The 17128-nt window shown below is 61.9% G+C and carries 12 protein-coding genes; 8 read left to right on the top strand and 4 right to left on the bottom strand.

Annotated features, from left to right (window positions below):
• The first annotated feature begins 127 nt into the window (after positions 1–127).
• Positions 128–2080 (top strand): NAD(+) synthase, encoded by a 1953-nt coding sequence (locus tag ACFQDI_RS21520; RefSeq protein ID WP_377170793.1) that lies wholly within the window; start codon positions 128–130, stop codon positions 2078–2080.
• Positions 2081–2087: 7 nt separating this feature from the next.
• The gene (locus ACFQDI_RS21515) at positions 2088–2864 is read left to right on the top strand and encodes a transporter substrate-binding domain-containing protein (RefSeq protein ID WP_377170791.1); all 777 of its coding nucleotides are present in this window, start codon (positions 2088–2090) and stop codon (positions 2862–2864) included.
• Positions 2865–3013: 149 nt separating this feature from the next.
• Here the strand turns inward: ACFQDI_RS21515 and ACFQDI_RS21510 are convergent, their stop codons facing one another.
• Positions 3014–7702: a DUF7133 domain-containing protein gene (locus ACFQDI_RS21510; protein ID WP_377170789.1), complete on the bottom strand. Its 4689-nt coding sequence runs from the start codon at positions 7700–7702 to the stop codon at positions 3014–3016.
• A gap of 242 nt (positions 7703–7944) precedes the next feature.
• Here ACFQDI_RS21510 and ACFQDI_RS21505 point away from each other — a divergent pair, with 242 nt between their 5' ends.
• Positions 7945–9183, top strand: coding sequence for an aspartyl protease family protein (locus ACFQDI_RS21505; protein ID WP_377170787.1), 1239 nt, complete (start codon positions 7945–7947; stop codon positions 9181–9183).
• Positions 9184–9219: 36 nt separating this feature from the next.
• Here ACFQDI_RS21505 and ACFQDI_RS21500 read toward each other — a convergent pair whose 3' ends face one another.
• Both ACFQDI_RS21500 and ACFQDI_RS21495 read right to left on the bottom strand, forming a co-directional pair.
• Entirely contained in the window at positions 9220–10068 is an 849-nt protein-coding gene (locus tag ACFQDI_RS21500; protein WP_377170785.1) for a phytoene/squalene synthase family protein, read from the bottom strand.
• Positions 10065–11141 carry a hypothetical protein gene (locus ACFQDI_RS21495; RefSeq protein ID WP_377170783.1) on the bottom strand — a complete coding sequence of 359 codons (1077 nt, stop codon included), beginning with the start codon at positions 11139–11141 and terminating at the stop codon, positions 10065–10067. The genes ACFQDI_RS21500 and ACFQDI_RS21495 overlap by 4 nt, the downstream gene beginning before the upstream one ends.
• A 66-nt stretch (positions 11142–11207) precedes the next feature.
• On the opposite strand from ACFQDI_RS21495, the gene ACFQDI_RS21490 reads away from it, so the two are divergent.
• The 4 genes from ACFQDI_RS21490 (at position 11208) to ACFQDI_RS21475 (ending at position 15279) form a co-directional block, all read left to right on the top strand.
• Positions 11208–12575: an outer membrane protein assembly factor BamB family protein gene (locus ACFQDI_RS21490; RefSeq protein ID WP_377170781.1), complete on the top strand. Its 1368-nt coding sequence runs from the start codon at positions 11208–11210 to the stop codon at positions 12573–12575.
• Between the two features lie 253 nt (positions 12576–12828).
• Positions 12829–13215, top strand: a complete 387-nt coding sequence (locus tag ACFQDI_RS21485) for a hypothetical protein (RefSeq protein ID WP_377170779.1) — start codon at positions 12829–12831, stop codon at positions 13213–13215.
• A 300-nt stretch (positions 13216–13515) separates the two neighbouring features.
• A complete protein-coding gene (locus ACFQDI_RS21480) occupies positions 13516–14889 on the top strand; it encodes an alkaline phosphatase family protein (protein WP_377170777.1) in 1374 nt (457 codons plus the stop codon).
• A 12-nt stretch (positions 14890–14901) separates the two neighbouring features.
• Positions 14902–15279, top strand: a complete 378-nt coding sequence (locus tag ACFQDI_RS21475; RefSeq protein ID WP_377170775.1) for a zinc-ribbon domain containing protein — start codon at positions 14902–14904, stop codon at positions 15277–15279.
• 228 nt (positions 15280–15507) lie between these two features.
• On the opposite strand, the gene ACFQDI_RS21470 is transcribed toward ACFQDI_RS21475, so the two are convergent.
• Positions 15508–16140, bottom strand: coding sequence for a hypothetical protein (locus tag ACFQDI_RS21470; protein WP_377170773.1), 633 nt, complete (start codon positions 16138–16140; stop codon positions 15508–15510).
• A gap of 261 nt (positions 16141–16401) precedes the next feature.
• Between ACFQDI_RS21470 and ACFQDI_RS21465 the strand changes: the two genes are divergently transcribed.
• Complete coding sequence (locus ACFQDI_RS21465; RefSeq protein WP_377170771.1) at positions 16402–17094, top strand: L,D-transpeptidase family protein; 693 nt, start codon at positions 16402–16404, stop codon at positions 17092–17094.
• Positions 17095–17128 lie beyond the last annotated feature (34 nt).

Genomic DNA, 17128 nt, shown 5'->3' with positions numbered 1-17128 from the left:
TTCTGGGGCTGCACGGCAGGACAGCTTGCAACTGGTGGATTTCAGCGAAGCGATGGTCACCGACAGACAAGAGCGCCCATCGTACTTACTCCTCGCGCACCCCAAACCCCACGTGCTACTTTCCCCGATGCCACAGCCCGCCCCCACCCCGACCTCCACGCGCGAACGACTCGGCTTTGTGCGTGTCGCAGCCGTGTCTCCAGAGCTGGTGCTGGGAGACGTGGCAAAGAACGTGGCCATCCTGGCGCGTGAGGCGCGCGCGGTGGCACAGCGCGGCTGCCGCCTGGCCGTTTTCCCGGAGCTCAGCCTCACCGGCTACTCCTGCGCGGATCTGTTTCATACCAGCGCGCTGCTGGACGCGGCGGTGAGAGGGCTGCATGAGCTGGTGCAGCAGACCCAGGACCTGCCCTGCGTGCTCGTCGTCGGCCTGCCCCTGCGCGTGCGCGACCGCCTGTACAACATGGCCGCCGTGGTGGCCAAGGGCCGCCTGCTCGGCATGGTGCCCAAGACCTTCCTGCCCAACTCCGCCGAGTTCTACGAGCGCCGCTGGTTCTCGCCCGCCCACACGCTGGATGTCGCGACTCTGCGCCTGAATGACGTGGACGTCGCCATCGGTGCAGATCTGCTGTTTGAGGTGCTCGATGTGCCCGGCTTCGTGCTCGGCGTGGAGATCTGCGAGGATCTGTGGACGGTCATCCCGCCCTCCAGCCACCTCGCGCTGGCCGGTGCCACGCTGCTGGCCAATCCCTCCGCCAGCACCGAGGTGCTGGGAAAGGCCCCTTACCGCCGCCATCTCGTGGCACAGCAGGCGGCGCGCTGCCTGGCCGCCTACGTCTATGCCGGCGCAGGTGCCGGTGAGTCCACCACCGACGTGGTCTATTCCGGCCATGGCATCGTGGCGGAAAACGGCGTCATCCTCGGCGAAACCGAACGCTTTGCCTTTGAAACTCGCGCCATCGTCACCGACGTCGATCTCCAGCACCTGGCGCATGACCGGCTGAAAAGTTCCGCCTTCCGTGACGCTGCCGTCAGCAGCGGCTGCCGGCGCGTGACCTTCAGCCTGGGCGCCGCTATGGGCGAGGCAGACACGCTGCGGCGCCCCGTCACAGCGCATCCCTTTGTACCCTCCGCCAAAGTCGATCGCGCAGCCGTGTGCGAGGAGATCTTCGCCATTCAGGCCACCGGCCTCGCACGCCGCCTGAAGCAGGCACGCGCCAAGACCGCCGTGCTTGGCCTCTCGGGCGGGCTTGACTCCACCCTTGCCCTGCTTGTCATGCTGGAGGCCCTCAAGCGCGCCGGCATGCCCCTGAGCGCGGCCCTGACGGTGACCATGCCCGGCTTCGGCACCTCCACACGCACCAAGGGCAATGCCGAAAAGCTCGCCGAGGCGCTCAATGTCGAGATGCGCACCATTTCCATCAATGACGCCGTGCGTCAGCACTTCGCAGACATCGGCCATTCGGAGACCCAGCACGACGCGACCTACGAAAACTCACAAGCCCGCGAGCGCACGCAGATCCTCATGGACCTGGCCAACAAGACCGGCGGCATCGTCGTCGGCACCGGAGATCTCTCCGAGGCGGCGCTGGGCTGGTGCACCTTCAATGGCGACCACATGTCCATGTACCACGTGAACTCCGGTGTGCCGAAGACGCTGGTGCGCTACCTCATCGAGTGGTGTGCGGCAGGCCCCTTTGCAGAGAAGGCGGGCGCCATCCTGCAGGACATCGCCGACACGCCCATCTCCCCCGAACTGCTGCCCCTGGCGGCCGATGAATCCCTGCAGCAGAAGACCGAGGACACCGTCGGTCCGTATGAGCTGCATGACTTCTTCCTCTTTCACTTTGTGCGTCACGGCAGCAGCGCCGAAAAAATCCGCTGGCTGGCCGCGCAGGCCTTCCCCGGCAAATACGACGACGCCACAATCTCCAAGTGGCTCGCGGTTTTCTTCAAACGCTTTGCCCAAAACCAGTTCAAGCGCTCCAGCGTGCCGGACGGCCCCAAGGTCGGCTCCGTGGCCCTCTCCCCGCGCGGCGACTGGCGCATGCCCAGCGATTACGCCGGTGATTTAAACTCCTGACTGCCCCATGCTTCGCCATCTTGCCCTTTCCCTGCTCCTCACGCTCTGCGCCTGCTCCCGCAGCGACAAGCTCATCATCGGCACCGACGCCACCTACCCGCCCTTTGAGTTCGTGGATGCCCAAGGCCAGATCAGCGGAGTGGACATCGAGGTGGGGCGGGAGATCGGCAAGGCCCTGGGCAAGGAGGTGGAGTTCCGCAACATCAACTTCGACGGCCTCATCACCGCGCTGCGCACCGGCTCCGTCGACCTCGTGCTTTCGTCCATGACCGCCACGCCGGAGCGGCGCAAATCCATCGACTTTTCCGAGCCCTACGTGAAAACGGGCCTCGCGATTCTCGCCTCCAAAAACTCCACGGTACAAAGCGCCGCCGACCTGAAGACTCCGGGCCGCAAGATCGTCGTCCGCCTGGGAACCACAGGAGAAAGCTGGGCGCGTGAAAATCTCAAGGAGGCCAAGATCATCGCCCTGGACGCCGATGTCTCCTGCGTGCTGGAGGTGGTGAACGCGAGTGTCGACGCATGGATCTACGATCAGCTCTCCATCATGAACTATCAGAAGAAATACTCTGACAAGACTCGCGCTCTTCTCGCCCCGCTGCGCGAGGAAGTCTGGGCCGTTGGCCTGAAGCAGGGTAATGAAGAGCTCAAAGCCAAGGTCAACGAAGTCGTCTCCCGCATGCAGAGCGACGGCAGCTTCACCCGGCTGGCCGAGCGCTTCATGCGGACGGAAAAAGCCATGATGAACGCGCAGGGCCTGCCGTTTGTCTTTGAGCTGAAGTGATACGGCGCACGCCCGGGCTACAGCCTGGGGCAGCCCACTCAAGGCGGGGCGTTGACGGAGACACCGCCCCCCGGGAATCTGGAGCACCAATCTCCAGATTCGTTCAGCCCTGATCCTCCGCCCCCGACCAACGAACTGGGAAGCTCGTTTTACTTCTTCGCCAGCGACTCCAGGTAGTCGAGCAGGCTGGCGAACTCATGCACGCTGAAGTTCGTCATCAAACCGGGTGGCATGATGGAGATGGGCAGGCGCTGGCGGCTCTTGATGTCCTTCACAGCAAAGGTGAACTCCTGGGAGGCCACATTGCGCAGTTTCACATTGTCGGCGGACTCCAGCGTGATGAAGCCCATCTGCTGCGTGCCGTCATTCAGGGTGATCACCTCGCTGGCAAAGCCCTGCGCGATGGTCTTGTTCGGATCGAGGATGTTTTGGGCCAGCTCAGGGCGCTTGTAGGTCTGCGCGATGTTGCCAAGATACGGCCCCTTCTGCGCTTCGGATTCCTTGGTGGTGTGGCAGGCTACGCAGGTGGCCTTGGTAAAGACCTGCTCGCCGATGGCCACGTCGCCCTTCATCTTGAGCACTGCGGCAATGGCGTCCTCGGGCTTCAGCGCGCCGACCTTCGGCGACTTGTCCTCGCCCTTGGCCACCAGCTTGAGGCTCTTCACGGCATTCTGCGCGGCCTTGGCTGTGGGGGCGTCGGCGGCGGAAACGGCGGCCAGGATTTTTTCGTCCACCGCATGGCTCTTGGTCTTCACGGCGGCATTGATGATCTGCAAACGGCGCTTCGCATCGGCCCATCCGGCATCCAGAGACTTCTGCGACATCTCACGCGCTTCGGGGCTGCCGGTCTTGCGTGCGGCCAGGCTCAGCAGCGCGGCATCCGCCCACGCGCTGGTGGGAGTGCCGGCCTTGGCGGCTTCGGCCTCAAAGGCCTGATGCACGTTCTCCAGCTTCGGTGCCGTGAGGAAGGCCGTCCTGCCCGCCTCCTGCTCCTTGCCTGCACCCTGCTGCGCATCGAGCGCCACCAAAGCATTCAGCGCCGCCGTCCAGGCCTCCGCGCTATCAGTCTTGGCGATGGCTGTCAGCGTATTGGCCAGAGTCGTTGCCGCGCTCTGCGGATCGAGTTCCTTGCTGTTCGCCGCAGCAATCAGCAGCGGAATGCCATCCGCAGGAATCGTCTCCGCCGTGGCGAGTTGCGCAACGGCATCCGGGATCACCTTCGCATCCTGCTTGGCGAGGACGAGGATGCGCTCGAGGGCATCGTTCGACTGGATGCGATTGCGGTTCATCTCCTTCACCAAAAACGCTGCCTCTTCCGGCGAAGCCTTCGCCAGCGCGTCTTTCAGCGCCGCCGCGATCTTCGGCGTCTCGCTCCATGCCTCCGGCTGGTAATACGGCCCACGAGTGTCCGGGCGCGTGCCCCAGGAATCGCCCTTCCATTCGCCTTCATGGAAATGCAGGCGGCAGAGAGCAGAGAGGATGCCTTGGCGAAGTGCGGGATCGGTGGCTTTGGCGAGGCGTTCGATGAGGCCGGTGACGACTTCGGGGGTGTGCACTTTCCTCAAAGCAATCAGCATTTGAGAGCGACTCTCCAGTGATTCAAATGCTCTCTGAACTGCCAGCTCGTAAGTCTTCTGCGTTTTGGCAGTGAAGGCATTTCGGTTGTTAACCGCGTTCTTGCGAAACTGTTCATGCTCGGTGCTCAAAGAGAATTCATCATTGGTTTTGATTTGAGACATCAGCTTAACGAAACCCTCGCTTGGTTCACTCTGAGGTTCATCCAAGCTCTCTTTGGTCAATCGCTGGCCAAGCTCTCGAAACTTTGACAGCTCATTCAATAGATCGGCTGCCGCGTTTGCCGCCGTGTGAGCGACAACAGGATCGCTACTGAGCATTGCGTCAATAACAGCATTCCAAAGAGAGTCTGTGATTGGCTCTAAAAGTGTCAGTGTTGAAGCTGTTCTAAGTGCCGCGACCTGGGATCTTGGGTTTTTGCTCTTGATGCACGATTCCAAAAAGCGCTGCTCAATTTTGGAGATGGTCCACTGTTCGAGGGGTTTGTATTTAGACAGATCTTCGCGCATTCCATACCTGACTCGAACCCATTGCTCAAATTTGGTCCCCGCGGGAAACACGGGAGTGGGATACATTCGTTGAGCCATCCAAGGCGCTAATTCACTTCCTGCATTCAAGGCCACAGGGGGAGCCACGCGCCCCACATCATCTCCCTCGCTTCGAGCAGCACCCAAGGCAGCGATCCGTGCTGTGATGGATTTGCTAGAGTCATTGAAAACATCTGCGGCAACTTTCTGGATCACTTTATTGGGCAATGATTCAGCAAGGTTTCTTCTCATCAATTCCCTCTGCGCATCCATCCTCCGCCGGTTGCTGGGCGACTCCAACTGCTTCACCAGCTCCGCATCACTCGCCTTCGCGAAATCCGGCAGCGGCTCAGGCTTAAATCCTTTCGGGCGCACCTGCACGATGTAGCCCACGTCTGGGCCTTCCCAGTTGAAGGTGGCGCCTTTCCAACTGGCGCAGTAGACGCGGCTGTTGCCGTCCACGTCGGCGTCGGTGGGGCGGGTCATTTTAATGAAGGGTTCGGGCGGGCGGGTTTCTTCAAAGGTCGCGCCTTTGGGTTTCACCTGATGGTGCCAGAGGGCGCCGGTGCCCCAATCGCAGGTGAAGGGGGCGTTGTTCCATTTGCCGAAGCCGGGTTCGTCGATGTAAACGGCACCGCAGCCGCTGCCGCCACCGTATTCGGCGAGGGGCTGGATGCACTCGTCGTTGAAGTTCTTGTAAAGGCGTGGGTAGCCGTGGTCGTCGAGGCCGGTGAAGTGGTGGAAGCGCACGTTCCAGCCGCCGCCGTCGTTGGTGTTGTCGCGGGCGAAGATGTCCATGGTGGGGCTGATGGCGACTTCGAGGATGTTGCGCGTGCCGGTGCTGTAGATTTCCAAACCGGTGCCGTCAGGGCGCACGCGGATGACGCCGCCACCGCGATGCTGCAGGTGCCTGCCATCCGTGCCTTCGGCGTCCATGAAACCGAAGTCGCCCCCTGCGATGTAGAGCCAGCCGTCGATGCCGAGGCTGAGGCCGTTGGTGGTGTGGTCGGCGGGGCGGTCTTTGTAACCAAAGGCGATGTTTTTGACGAGCACCTTCTCCTCATCGGCCACGCCGTCGCCGTCTTTGTCGATGTAGGCGCTTAGGTGCGGCGGATGCACGAGGTAGAGACGGTCCTTGTCCCAGACGAGGCCGCGTGGAGCGTCCACGTCTTTGACGAATTCCTTCACCTCATCGGCGCGGCCATCGCCATCCAGATCCTTGAGGCGCAGGATGCGGCCACGGTGCGCATTGCGGCCGAGGGAGCCGTTGCCATCGCTGCTGACATAGAGCGTGCCGTCGGGTGCGGCGGCGATGAAGACGGGATAGTTCGCCGACTGCGGCGGTGCAAACAGCGAGACCTCGAAGCCCTCGGCCACCTTCACATCCTTCAAGATGGCGGCCTCCTGCTCGGGCGTGAGTTTCACGATCTTGGGGGCCACGTTGCCTGCGTCCTTCAGCGGATCGCTGGCCTTGTCGTATTCCTTCTTCTGCGCCTCGCTGAGCTTCGGTGCCACGGCCTTGATGCCAGGGCCCTGCAGGCGCACCTCGCGGATGCTGGCCCAGCCGCCGCTGGTCTTGCCCAGCGCGTGGATCTTCACAAAGCGGATGCCTTCCACCTTGGCGAACTCGTTGGAGTAAGGCGCGTTCTTCGTGTTGCTGCTGCCATCCACCAGCGTGGTCCAGGCCTTGCCATCGGTGCTGCCTTCGACTTTGAACTGATACACACCGCCGTTTTCCCACACGGTCTGGATGCCGGTGAGCGTCTGCGGCTTTTCGAGCTCAAGCTGGAGCCACTGCGGGTAGCTGGCGTTGCTGGCGCACCAGCGGGTGCTCTCATCGCCATCCACGGCTTTCCATGCGTAGTTGCCCTTGCCGGATTCTTCGCTGCTGGCGCTGGCTTTCACCGGCAGGCCGTCTTTCGGCAGCACGGGCGGCTTGGGAGCTTCCACGGGCTTGGCAGGCACAAAGGTGATCTTGTTCTGTCCCTTGAACGGCGTGAGGTAATCCGGCGTCAGCTTGTCCATGGCCCAGAGCAGGCCACGGGTCACGAGGTCCAGGTAGCGTGCATCCGCCACGGTGTCGTTGTTGTGGCCGATGGTGGTGCTGAAGCTGCGTGCGCCCACTTTTTCATTCGTCCAGGCCACCACGTAGTCCACGTCCTTGCCTTTGACGACCTGCTTGCCCATGGCGAGCGGGTGGCCGTCGAAGATGTTCACGTTGTTGTAGAGCTCCTCTTTGATCGTGGTCCAGTCCGCCAGCGGCTTGGTGATCGGGTGCTCCTTGTCCACAAAGGTGATGGCGATGGGCTCCTGCGGGCCGTGCGAGGCGGACTGGATGCCGAGGTGCTTGAACCACACGTCCGTGCCGGTGCGAAAGCTGTGCATGGCGCAGTGCAGATGCACGGCGGGGATGGTCTGGTGCACATCCAGGATGCGCTTCACCAGCGCCATGTCCTTCACGCCGGCGGCGCATTCGTCGTGGATGATTATGTCGTAGCCCTTGGCCCAGTCCGGATTGTCATACAGCGGCAGCGGCGGCGTCACCGATTTGTCATCTGTCCACACCACATCCACCTGCACATTCGCCCGCGCCTGGATGCCCTGGCTCAGGATCACATGCTGCTTCGCATAGTCATGGCAGCAGCCACCGGCCACGAGCAGGGCCTTGAGAGGCTTGGTTTCAGCATGGCCAAGAATGGCCGTCGAGAGGAGGAGCAGGAGAGCTAGGGGACGCATGGAGAAGAGAGGGAAAGCAATAGCCGCACAAAAGGCGGGGTTTCCATCAGAAAAGTATTGGAAACAAAGTTGACCAGTTGCGCCGCAACTGGGGGTTTTTCCCCGGACCCGTTGCGGCGCAACTGGGCTACTTGCTGCGCGCCATAGTCCAATGGCGAAGCGGCTGCAACACGGGAACGTCTGAGGCGTTATTGGGCGGGGACCTGAAAGTCCTGCCTCACTCCCCTTTAATCTCTGACACCATGCTCCCGCGATGTCTTGCTCTGCTGCTTTCTTGCGCCGTCCTCCCTCTGCAAGGAGAAGACCCGCAGCCCATCTCTGCAGCGCTGGCCGGCGCCTTGCGCACCTCAGGCCTGCCAGCAGGGGCGGACAGTGTGACCGTTCCGTTTGAGTACAACATCTCTGGATCGTTCACCGTGGAGGTCCTTATCGACGGAAAGCCGATGCGGCTTGTGCTGGATTCGGGCTCCTGCGTCACTGCTTTTTCGCCGGGAACAGCGCAGAAACTGGGGCTCCCGGCCGTAGGAAGAAGTGAATCAGCTACGAGCGCCTCTGGCGAGCGCGTGGCTGGCCAGCGTGTGCTGACCAAGCGCATCAGCATTGGAGATGCATGGACTGAAAATGAGCCCGTGTTCATTTACGACATGCCGCCGGGCATGAATGGACTGCTGGGCGTGAGCACCTTGGCGGACTGGGATGTGCGAATCGATCCTGCAAACAAAAAACTCACCCTCTTCCCCGCTGGCAAAGCACCGCCGCTGGAGGGCGAAACGGTCCTGCCGCTTTCCTGCAAGATGGTCCATCCGCAGGCGGGCATATCCAACCGGCAGGGATATCATAAGATGAACCTCGCCGTGCCGGTGCGGGTGGGCCATCACGAACTCATGGCCACCCCTGACACCGGTCATGGCACCACTTTCCAACTTCCGAGCGTGCTCATGGAAAAAGTGGCCCCCGAAGCACTGAAGAACGCGCTGCCCGGATTGGTCACCGGTTTTTCTATTTCCGGCAAAACGCTGAGCCGGGATGCCAAACTTCCGGAACTGACGTTTGGTCCTGATACTCTGCACGGTTTGAGCACGAATGTCATCAGCCCTCCTCCCGGTTCGGCGGATGAGGACAAGGGAATCGTCGGCCTGAACCTGCTCCGTCACTACGTATTGACTTTTCGTTTCTCCGCAGGTGAACTTCGTCTCAAGCCCCTCGGCACCGTGCAGGAGATCACGCGCTCCTCTACGGCAGGCATCTACATGAATCCTGACTTCAGGATCATCAGCGTCGTGCCAGACGGGCCGGCGGACAAAGCCGGACTGCGTGCCGGAGATGAAATGCAGGAGATCGAGGACCATCCCCTCAAAACCATGACGCGGGAGGAGTTTACCACTTTCAAACGCCTCCCCCCCGGCACTCCTGTCAAGGTGCGGTACCGCCGTGGCGGGCTCAGTCCCGTGGAAACCCACCTGATACTGGTGAAAGAATGAGACCTTCCCATCCAGTTGCGGCGCAACTGGGCTACTTTACTTCCCAAACCGCGCCTTGAGCAGATGACTGGCGAGGATCCACACCTTGTGCAGCTTGCTCAGTCGGCAGCGTTTGGCAAAGACGGGGTAGCGCTCGCGCTTGAGCTTTTCCAGGATGCGCGAGTAGATGGCCCCCATGATCTCTGAGGCGACCATGTTTTTGCGGTCTTCCGGGGGCAGGCACTTCTCGGCGGCGTCGTAGTAGCTGCGCGCACGGGCATACTGAAAGTCCATCATCTTGATGAAGCGCTCGCTCGGGCGGGCGTCGAGGATCTCGCTTTCCAGCACGCCAAACTTCCGCAGCTCGGCCTGCGGCAGGTAGATGCGGCCGGTGTCCTTGGCGTCCTGCCCCACGTCGCGGATGATGTTGGTGAACTGCAGCGCGTAGCCCAGATTGATCGCGTAGTCCTTGGTGGCCGGATTTTGATACCCGAAGATCTCGATGCTCACCAGCCCGACCACGCTGGCGACCTTGTAGCAGTAGGCCAGCAGTTCCTCAAAGGTCTCGTAGCGGGTCTTCGTGATGTCGCTGGCGACGCCGTCGATGATCTCGCACAGCCAGGCACGGGGGAAGCCGTACTTCTCCGGCAGCAGGATCATTTCATCCAGCACGGAATGCCCCGGCGGATTGCCTTCTTCCACGCAGCGCTTCCAGTGAGTGAGCTCTTTCTCCTTGTCCGCCTCGCTGGCATTGGGGTCGTCCGCGATGTCGTCCACCACGCGGCAGAAGGCGTAAAACGCGATCATGTCCCTGCGGCGTTCCTTGGGCAGGCAGGCGAGCGCGAAAGCGAGGTTCGACTTCGCCCGCCGCACGATCTGTTCTGGTGAGAGCGTGCCGCTGGTCATGCGGAGGGGGAACGTGAAAAGCCAAAGCGCAGCATGAGAAGTAGGGCCGTTAGCAATAGCCAGCAATCGAGCATGGCAAGCACCAAAGCGCTCAGGGGCTGCTCGACCATGCGCCAGACGGGCGACCCGGCGCAGCCTGCGCGCCCCATTTCCACTGCGTAAAGCGCGAGAACAAAAATGAAAAGGGAGGTGATGGCGAGCATCAGCAGAGGCAAGACGGCACGCCCCAGGATGCGCAGCGCTGCCGCCCCCTGCTGCCAGAAGGACCCCGGCACCGCCGCCACCGCCACAGGCAGCGCGGCAAAGAGCAGCAGCAGCTCCACCCACCACCAGGCGCCGATGCTCTGCGGGGTGTTCATCTGCCACCAGCGCCAGCTCATCCACAGGAGGTTAAAGCCCGCGAGGCAGCCCACGCCCTGCCAGCGCGCAAAGGCATGCTCCAGCGCAGCGGCGGCATCGCCACCGGGCTCCGGCTTCTTGGGCCTCTCCCAGGCGATGACAAAGCGCACCAGCCACACCTGCGCCCACGCCGCAGCCAGGGCGGCGAAAATGTAACGACACCCAAGTTTCGCCGTTTCCACACCTTCAGCCAGCGCGTGCCGGGCGCTGGCCCCCTCCAGCCCCAGCCAGACAAACCCCGCCAATGTAACGGCCAGCAGGCCAAACTTCTGCTCCGGCCCCGGCCTGCGCTCACCGTAGCGGTAGGGCCAGCGCCAGATGCGGATGGTCAGAAACACCAGCAGCAGCGGCACCCCGCAGGCCTGCGGCCATGGCGGCAGCAGCGCATGCGGCAGCACCGCCATGTGGGCCAGCGCATCGCGCACCAGCGGCAGGAGGATCCCCCGCCAGTCCATCAGCTGGGAGAGCGAATACGGCACATGCCGCGTCTCGGCAAAAGCCGTGGCCAGCAGCATGGCCCCGGCCGTCAGCAGGAGCAGGGCCGGGCGCAGCCGCAGGCAGTCCCAGGCGTCTGACAGATGCCTGCGCAGCGGGTGCCAGCGCAGGTGCAGCACCAGCCCCGTGCCAAAGCCGAGGAGGGCGAGCGTGGTCGATTGCCAGTGGGTCGAATTCAAAGCGGCTGATCAATTCGCGAAAACATCTCGACATGCCAGCGCGTATTCGCTTCTCTCCCTTCCGCCATGAAATCACCCGCCGCATTCCTGCTCGCCTGCCTGTCCTTCTCCTCCGCCGCTCTCGCTGAAAACTGGCCGAGCTGGCGCGGGCCCAACCAGGACGGCTCCAGCGGCGAGACCGGCCTGCCTGCGAAATTCAGCCCCACCGAGGGCGTGCGCTGGGCCGCCGACGTGCCGGGACTCTCCGCCTCCGTCCCCGTCATCTGGGGGGACAATGTCTTCATCACCGCCCCCATCGATGCGGAGAAAAAACTCGTGGGCCTGTGCTATGACAAGCAGACCGGCCGCGAAAAATGGCGCACCACCATCAGCGAAGGCTCGGAGATCCAGTGGGATGACAAGAGCAACCTCGCCAGCCCCTCCGCCGTGACGGATGGCGACCGCGTTTTCTTCCTCTTTGCCAACGCCATCGCCGCCGCGTGCGACTTCGAGGGCAAGATCGTCTGGAAGCGCGACTTCAAGGAAACGCACGGCGCCTTCGCCACACAGTGGACCTACGGCAGCAGCCCCGCGCTGGACGGCGGCAAGCTCTACATCCAGGTGCTGCAGCGCAACGAGGCCTTCAAATTCCAGGACAAGTTTGAAAAAGGCACCGCCGGCAAGGACATGAGCAGCTACATCCTCGCCGTGGACCCCGCCACGGGGAAGGACCTCTGGAAGCACATCCGCCCCAGCAAGGCCAGCACCGAGTCTCTGGAGGCCTTCAGCAGCCCCATCTTCACCACCTACAAAGGCCAGCGCCTCATGCTCATCTCCGGCGGTGACACCCTCACGATCCACGACGCCGCCACCGGCAAGGAGTTCTCCCGCATCGCCACCTGGAACCCGCCCGGTGAAGGCTACAACAAGTTCTTCCGCCTCGTCCCCTCCCCCGTCGTGGGCGAAGGCATGGCCATCGTCTGCGCACCCAAAAACTCCCCCATCTTTGCCATGCCGCTGGATGCCAAAGGCGAGACCAAACCCGTCTGGCAGACCGAGCCCAAGGGCGTGACCAGCGACGTGCCCACCCCCGCCTTCTACAAAGGAAAATTCTACGTCCTCGACGGCGGCAGAAAGACCCTGAGCTGCCTGGAGCCCAAGACCGGCAAAGTCGTGTGGACCGGCGAACTCGGCGGCAAGACCAAGTTTGAAAGCAGCCCCACCGTGGTGGACGACAAAGTCTACTGCATCAACTTCTGGGGCGAAGTCTATGTCGCCAAGGCCAACACCGACCAGTTTGAGCTGCTCGGCATGAACGAAATGGGCAACGGCACCAAGCCCAACGGCAACGCCTCCAGCGTGCGCGCCAGCGTCGCCATCAGCGACGGCTGCCTCTTCATCCGCTCGCAGGACAAGCTGTACTGCATCGGCAAGAAAGTGCAGGCGGCTCCTTGAGTACGAGGAGCCATCCCGCCGAACCAGACTTCGTCCCATGACTGAGCCCGCAAGGAGGTCACTCCTCTACCGTTGCCGGCTGTTATTGAACGTTATTATTTTTTTGGCTGGCTGCGTTCTTTGTCTCATATCTCTTACGCTCCCAACTCGCGGCTCCGGGCCTGGAGCCCCGCTTGAAGGCGTGGCAGAGGGAATACTACTGCTCTCAGGACTCGGACTGCTGCTCATCGGTGGTCTGCTCTTGTTGTTTCGCATGCGCCCTCCAGCCAACGAGTTGCTGGGAGATCAGCTGACGTCAGATCATATCCTGCTTGTTACTCAGCACACCGGCGTGGTTTTTCCACCTGCCGCAAAACTGGTGGGCCTGTGCCTGCAAGACGCCTCTTCTTTGTCGGCAAACGTGGCCTCCAAGTTCGAGCTGCCGGATTCCTGCCGTGACGCATTCATGCAGAACTCCATTTTTTCGGCGGGGCTTGAACGCAGTCCACATTATGAGCTTGGCTCGGCCACGACGTGGTGGCGGCGTGGCCGTCTGGAGTCCCGCATTGATCGTGTGCAGTATCTGCCTAGCGGCACCTATGTCGAATGCAGTGTCGGACTTGAAGACAACTGCACGGTTGTTTATGTCTCATGGGGCTAGCTCAGTCACCTCCTGCATCCTGACAAGAGTGGCATCGCTCCAGGATCAGGATCAAACTGGAATCAAATCAGGATCATGATCCTGAGCCTAGGAAGGAAACAAGTCCCCCAGGGGGGGGAAAAGCATTTCCACTGTCTGCCATGGATGCGCGCAGGAGTTCGCAGGTGAGCTTGGTTGCCCAGATTGCGCCTCCTCCTTCACCGTAAGCGACGCTCCAGGCTCAAATGAGGCTCATGAGCTTCATACTTCCTCTTGGCAGACAGGATTGACGCCAACACCCCGTAGATCATACTCCCTTTTATGCTTTACCGCGCCCTCGCCCTTCTCGTCACCGCCGCCTCCTTGGCCCACGCAGCCCCTGCTGAACACGTCATCCTCATCAGCATCGATGGCTGGGCGCATCAGTACTTTGATGATCCCAAGTGCCACATGCCCACGGTGAAGGCACTGGCGGCCAAGGGCGTGCGGGCGAAGCGTATGGAGTGCTCCTTCCCCACCGTGACCTGGACGAACCACACCACGCTCGTCACCGGTGTGCATCCGGGGAAGCATGGAGTGCTGGCCAACGAGTACTTCGACCGCACCACCCGCAAGAAGGTGCCCCTCATTCCCGACCCGATCTTCAACAAGGACGAGATCGTCAAAACCCCCACCATCTACGACGCGGCCAAGGCCGCCGGCCTGACCACCGCCGGAGTGATCTGGCCCGCCTCACGCGGAGCGAAGACTCTGGACTGGACGGTGCCGGATGTGTTTGAGCAGGAGCTCTTCGAGAAATACGGCACCCCTTCCCTGCTGGAGGAAGCACGCGCCGCTGGCATCCCCATCGAAAAGCAGAACGAGTGGTGCAAGCTGGGAAATCCGGGCAAGGCGCACCGCGACTACATGTACTCGCAGCTCGCGCAGCACATCATCAAAAAGCACAAGCCGAACTTCCTCGCGCTGCATCTCGTCAGCCTCGACTCCTTTGAGCATGCGCATGGCCGTCAGGTCTCGGAGGCCTACTGGGCCGCCAATGATTCCGACAACCGCGTGGCCGACATCGTGCGCGCCACGGAAGAGGCCGGCATACGTGACAAGACGGTCTTCGTCATCACCACTGACCACGGCTTCGTCACCTTCACCAAATCCATCAACGCCAACGCCGCGCTGAAAAAGGACGGCTTTGTCAAAAGCGTGCTGGGCAAGAGCCTCGCGCCCGACTCCCAGGTCTTTGCCATGGCCGAAGGCGGCGCCTGCTTCGTCTATGTGCTGGATGCTGCCAATCGTGACAGCATCCTGAAACAGATCACCCCAACGCTCGGCAAACTGGAAGGTGTGGAAGGCGTCGTCGAGGCGAAGGATTTCGATGCCAAGCTGCACCACATCACCGCCGCCAAAGATGGCCGCGAACCCGACCTCGTGCTGCTGGCAGGTGACGGCTACACCTTCACCGACTCCCTGGCTGACAACGACGTCATCATCCCCAATGATCCGCCCAAAGGCGCGCACGGCCACTTCCAGCTCGACCCCAATCTCTACGGCGGCTTTGTCATCTCCGGCGCCGGTGTGAAGCAGGGCGCGGTGGTCGATGAGATCAAGAACATCGACGTCACCCCCACCATGGCCAAACTCCTCGGCATCCCCTTCCCCGGCGCGGATGGCCGCGTGCTGGACGAGGCACTGGTGAAGTAAGCGCCTTGGCTCATGGACAAGGACCGCCGGGCTCAGTCAAAACAACGCCTGCGCAAGGTGTTGGATGACCGGCCACGACGGATTCAAATGCTGCTGGAACGGGGATTGATCAAAAATGCGTCGGAGATTCCTGCCGATGCCATTCCGATCGATCCTGAGCTTTCGACGAAGGCCACCCTTTGCATCCCGGCTGTTTGCTATCAGGACATCGAGTTTGTCTGCAGCGACTGCGGCAGGCCTGACTTTTGGTCTGCCGGTTCACAGCAGCATTATTTCGAGATTTCCAAAGCCTCCCCCTACCAGCAACCCAAGCGCTGCTACGATTGCCGGCAGAAGAAGCTGGCAAAAAGGCTTCAGGCAAGAGCCGACTCCGGGTACACGCCCTCTTGATCAGACACTTTGTGGTTAAGGTTGATGCGCAGGGCGGAGTGATGAGGGACCAAGATGGTCCCTCTCCTCCAATCCACCCAGAGCCTCCGGCAGGAGTGGGATCATCCTGATCCCAACACACTCCGTGCTCGCACTCAGTTCCGCGCCGGAAAGACGCGGCTTTCTTCTTCGGTGAGGCCACATCCATCGGCGCTGCACCAGGGGATCAAGATGATCCCCCTCCGTTTCCTACAACATTCCCGGCGTGTAGCGCGGGCGGCTGTCCACGCTGGTGCCGATCTGCTGGCGCATGCGGGTGTCATCCAGGGCGCGGTCCACGCAATCCTGCAGCGCGCGGGAGGTCAGGTCCCGCAGCAGGGGCACGGGCGAGCCACTGCCAGGGCGGTAGGCATTGCTCTGGCGCTCGCCTTCATAGACCTTGGTGAAAACGACCCGCCCGGAGGCGGCATCCACCACATTCACACGGATGCGCGCATAGCCATAGGGATGCACCAGAAGCTGCGAGCGCAGATCCTGAATCTCCCCGGTGAGGATAAAGCGGCCCTTCACCTCAGTGGCCAGCATGCCGCGCTCCTCCAAGGCGTAGGCAAAGGCGTTGCGCACCACATCCCTCACAGGCAGGCGTGTCTGGATGGTGTCCACCGAAGGGCCGATGGGCAGCCGCACATGGCCCAGCACCTGGGCCTTCTCACCGCGCTTGTCCTTGAACTCCCCCACGGCGAAGTCGGGGTTTCCCCGCACCATCAGGCCCGGCTGCGGCACATAGTCGAGGCTGACGACCGATGAATTGGAACAGGAAGAGAAGCTGAGGCTGGCTGCGGCTCCGAGGAGAATGGCTGAAAAGCACCGGAAGTTCATCATGGTTATCATTAGAACGCCCTTGGACGCGAATCAATGTGGTAGATTCACCTGGAATCTCAGCGAGGGGAAAAAAACAACCCTGCCGGAACTCGGAGCTCAGGAAAAAAACCCCCAAAACCTGAATCCAATTAACCCGGCAGGGTTGATTTATTGAATATATTCGGAAACAGCTTCGCCATGCAATACCAAAAAGTTTTCCATCGAAAAAAGACGTGCCTTATCCCCCTGCTGGGTATCGGCATTTTAGCCCTGCTGCCTTCGGTGACTCACGCACAACTGGGCCGCGCCGTGCGCCAGGTCATCGTCTCCCAGGCCGCCACCTGGACCTCCAACACTGCCAGCATGCAGTGCTACCAGCGCGCCTCCGCCGGGGCTCCATGGCAGGCCGTGTTTGAGAAACCGGTGCCGGTTTTGCTGGGCAGAAAGGGCCTCGCCTGGGGGCGTGGCGTCTTCAATCCCCCCCAGAACGGCATCCCCCCCAAGGTGGAAAAAGACTGGCGCGCCCCCGCCGGCGTCTTCCAGCTCGGCTCCCTCTTTGGCTACGCCCCCACCCCGCCCGGCGGCGCCCGCTGGCCCTACATCCAGGTCGGCCCCTGGGACGCCTACGTGGACGACTCAACCCTGCCCCAGTATTACAACCGCCACATCCGTATCGATCCCCGCCAGGGCATTCCGCCGTGGTTTGAGAAGCAGAAAATGCGCCTGGGAGACGCCGCCTACAAGTGGATGCTGGAGATCCGCCACAATCAAAATCCCTCCGCCCCCGGCTACGGCAGCGCCATCTTTTTCCATGTGCGACGCGGCCCGGACAAGCCCAGCGCCGGCTGCACCACCATGGCGGAAGGAGACCTTACCCGCCTCCTCCGCTGGCTCGATCCCTCCGCCTCTCCGCATTATGTCCTGCTGCCCAAGGCCGACTACGCCGCCCTGCGTGGGGCTTGGGGACTGCCGTAGGTTGTTCGCAAAGCAAATTAGACCAGTTGCGGCG

Origin of the sequence: Prosthecobacter fluviatilis (assembly GCF_042655725.1) — a bacterium.
Taxonomy (GTDB): Bacteria; Verrucomicrobiota; Verrucomicrobiia; order Verrucomicrobiales; family Verrucomicrobiaceae; genus Prosthecobacter; species Prosthecobacter fluviatilis.
The sequence above is the reverse complement of the archived record's forward strand: the minus strand, read 5'-3'. Positions and strand labels throughout refer to the sequence as shown.

Bases quoted from the DNA above. Each gene is read 5' to 3' on its own strand.
- ACFQDI_RS21520 (WP_377170793.1), top strand. From the start codon at position 128: ATGCCACAGCCCGCCCCCACCCCGACCTCCACGCGCGAACGACTCGGC.
- ACFQDI_RS21515 (WP_377170791.1), top strand. From the start codon at position 2,088: ATGCTTCGCCATCTTGCCCTTTCCCTGCTCCTCACGCTCTGCGCCTGC.
- ACFQDI_RS21510 (WP_377170789.1), bottom strand. From the start codon at position 7,702: ATGCGTCCCCTAGCTCTCCTGCTCCTCCTCTCGACGGCCATTCTTGGC.
- ACFQDI_RS21505 (WP_377170787.1), top strand. From the start codon at position 7,945: ATGCTCCCGCGATGTCTTGCTCTGCTGCTTTCTTGCGCCGTCCTCCCT.
- ACFQDI_RS21500 (WP_377170785.1), bottom strand. From the start codon at position 10,068: ATGACCAGCGGCACGCTCTCACCAGAACAGATCGTGCGGCGGGCGAAG.
- ACFQDI_RS21490 (WP_377170781.1), top strand. From the start codon at position 11,208: ATGAAATCACCCGCCGCATTCCTGCTCGCCTGCCTGTCCTTCTCCTCC.
- ACFQDI_RS21485 (WP_377170779.1), top strand. From the start codon at position 12,829: ATGCGCCCTCCAGCCAACGAGTTGCTGGGAGATCAGCTGACGTCAGAT.
- ACFQDI_RS21480 (WP_377170777.1), top strand. From the start codon at position 13,516: ATGCTTTACCGCGCCCTCGCCCTTCTCGTCACCGCCGCCTCCTTGGCC.
- ACFQDI_RS21475 (WP_377170775.1), top strand. From the start codon at position 14,902: ATGGACAAGGACCGCCGGGCTCAGTCAAAACAACGCCTGCGCAAGGTG.
- ACFQDI_RS21470 (WP_377170773.1), bottom strand. From the start codon at position 16,140: ATGATGAACTTCCGGTGCTTTTCAGCCATTCTCCTCGGAGCCGCAGCC.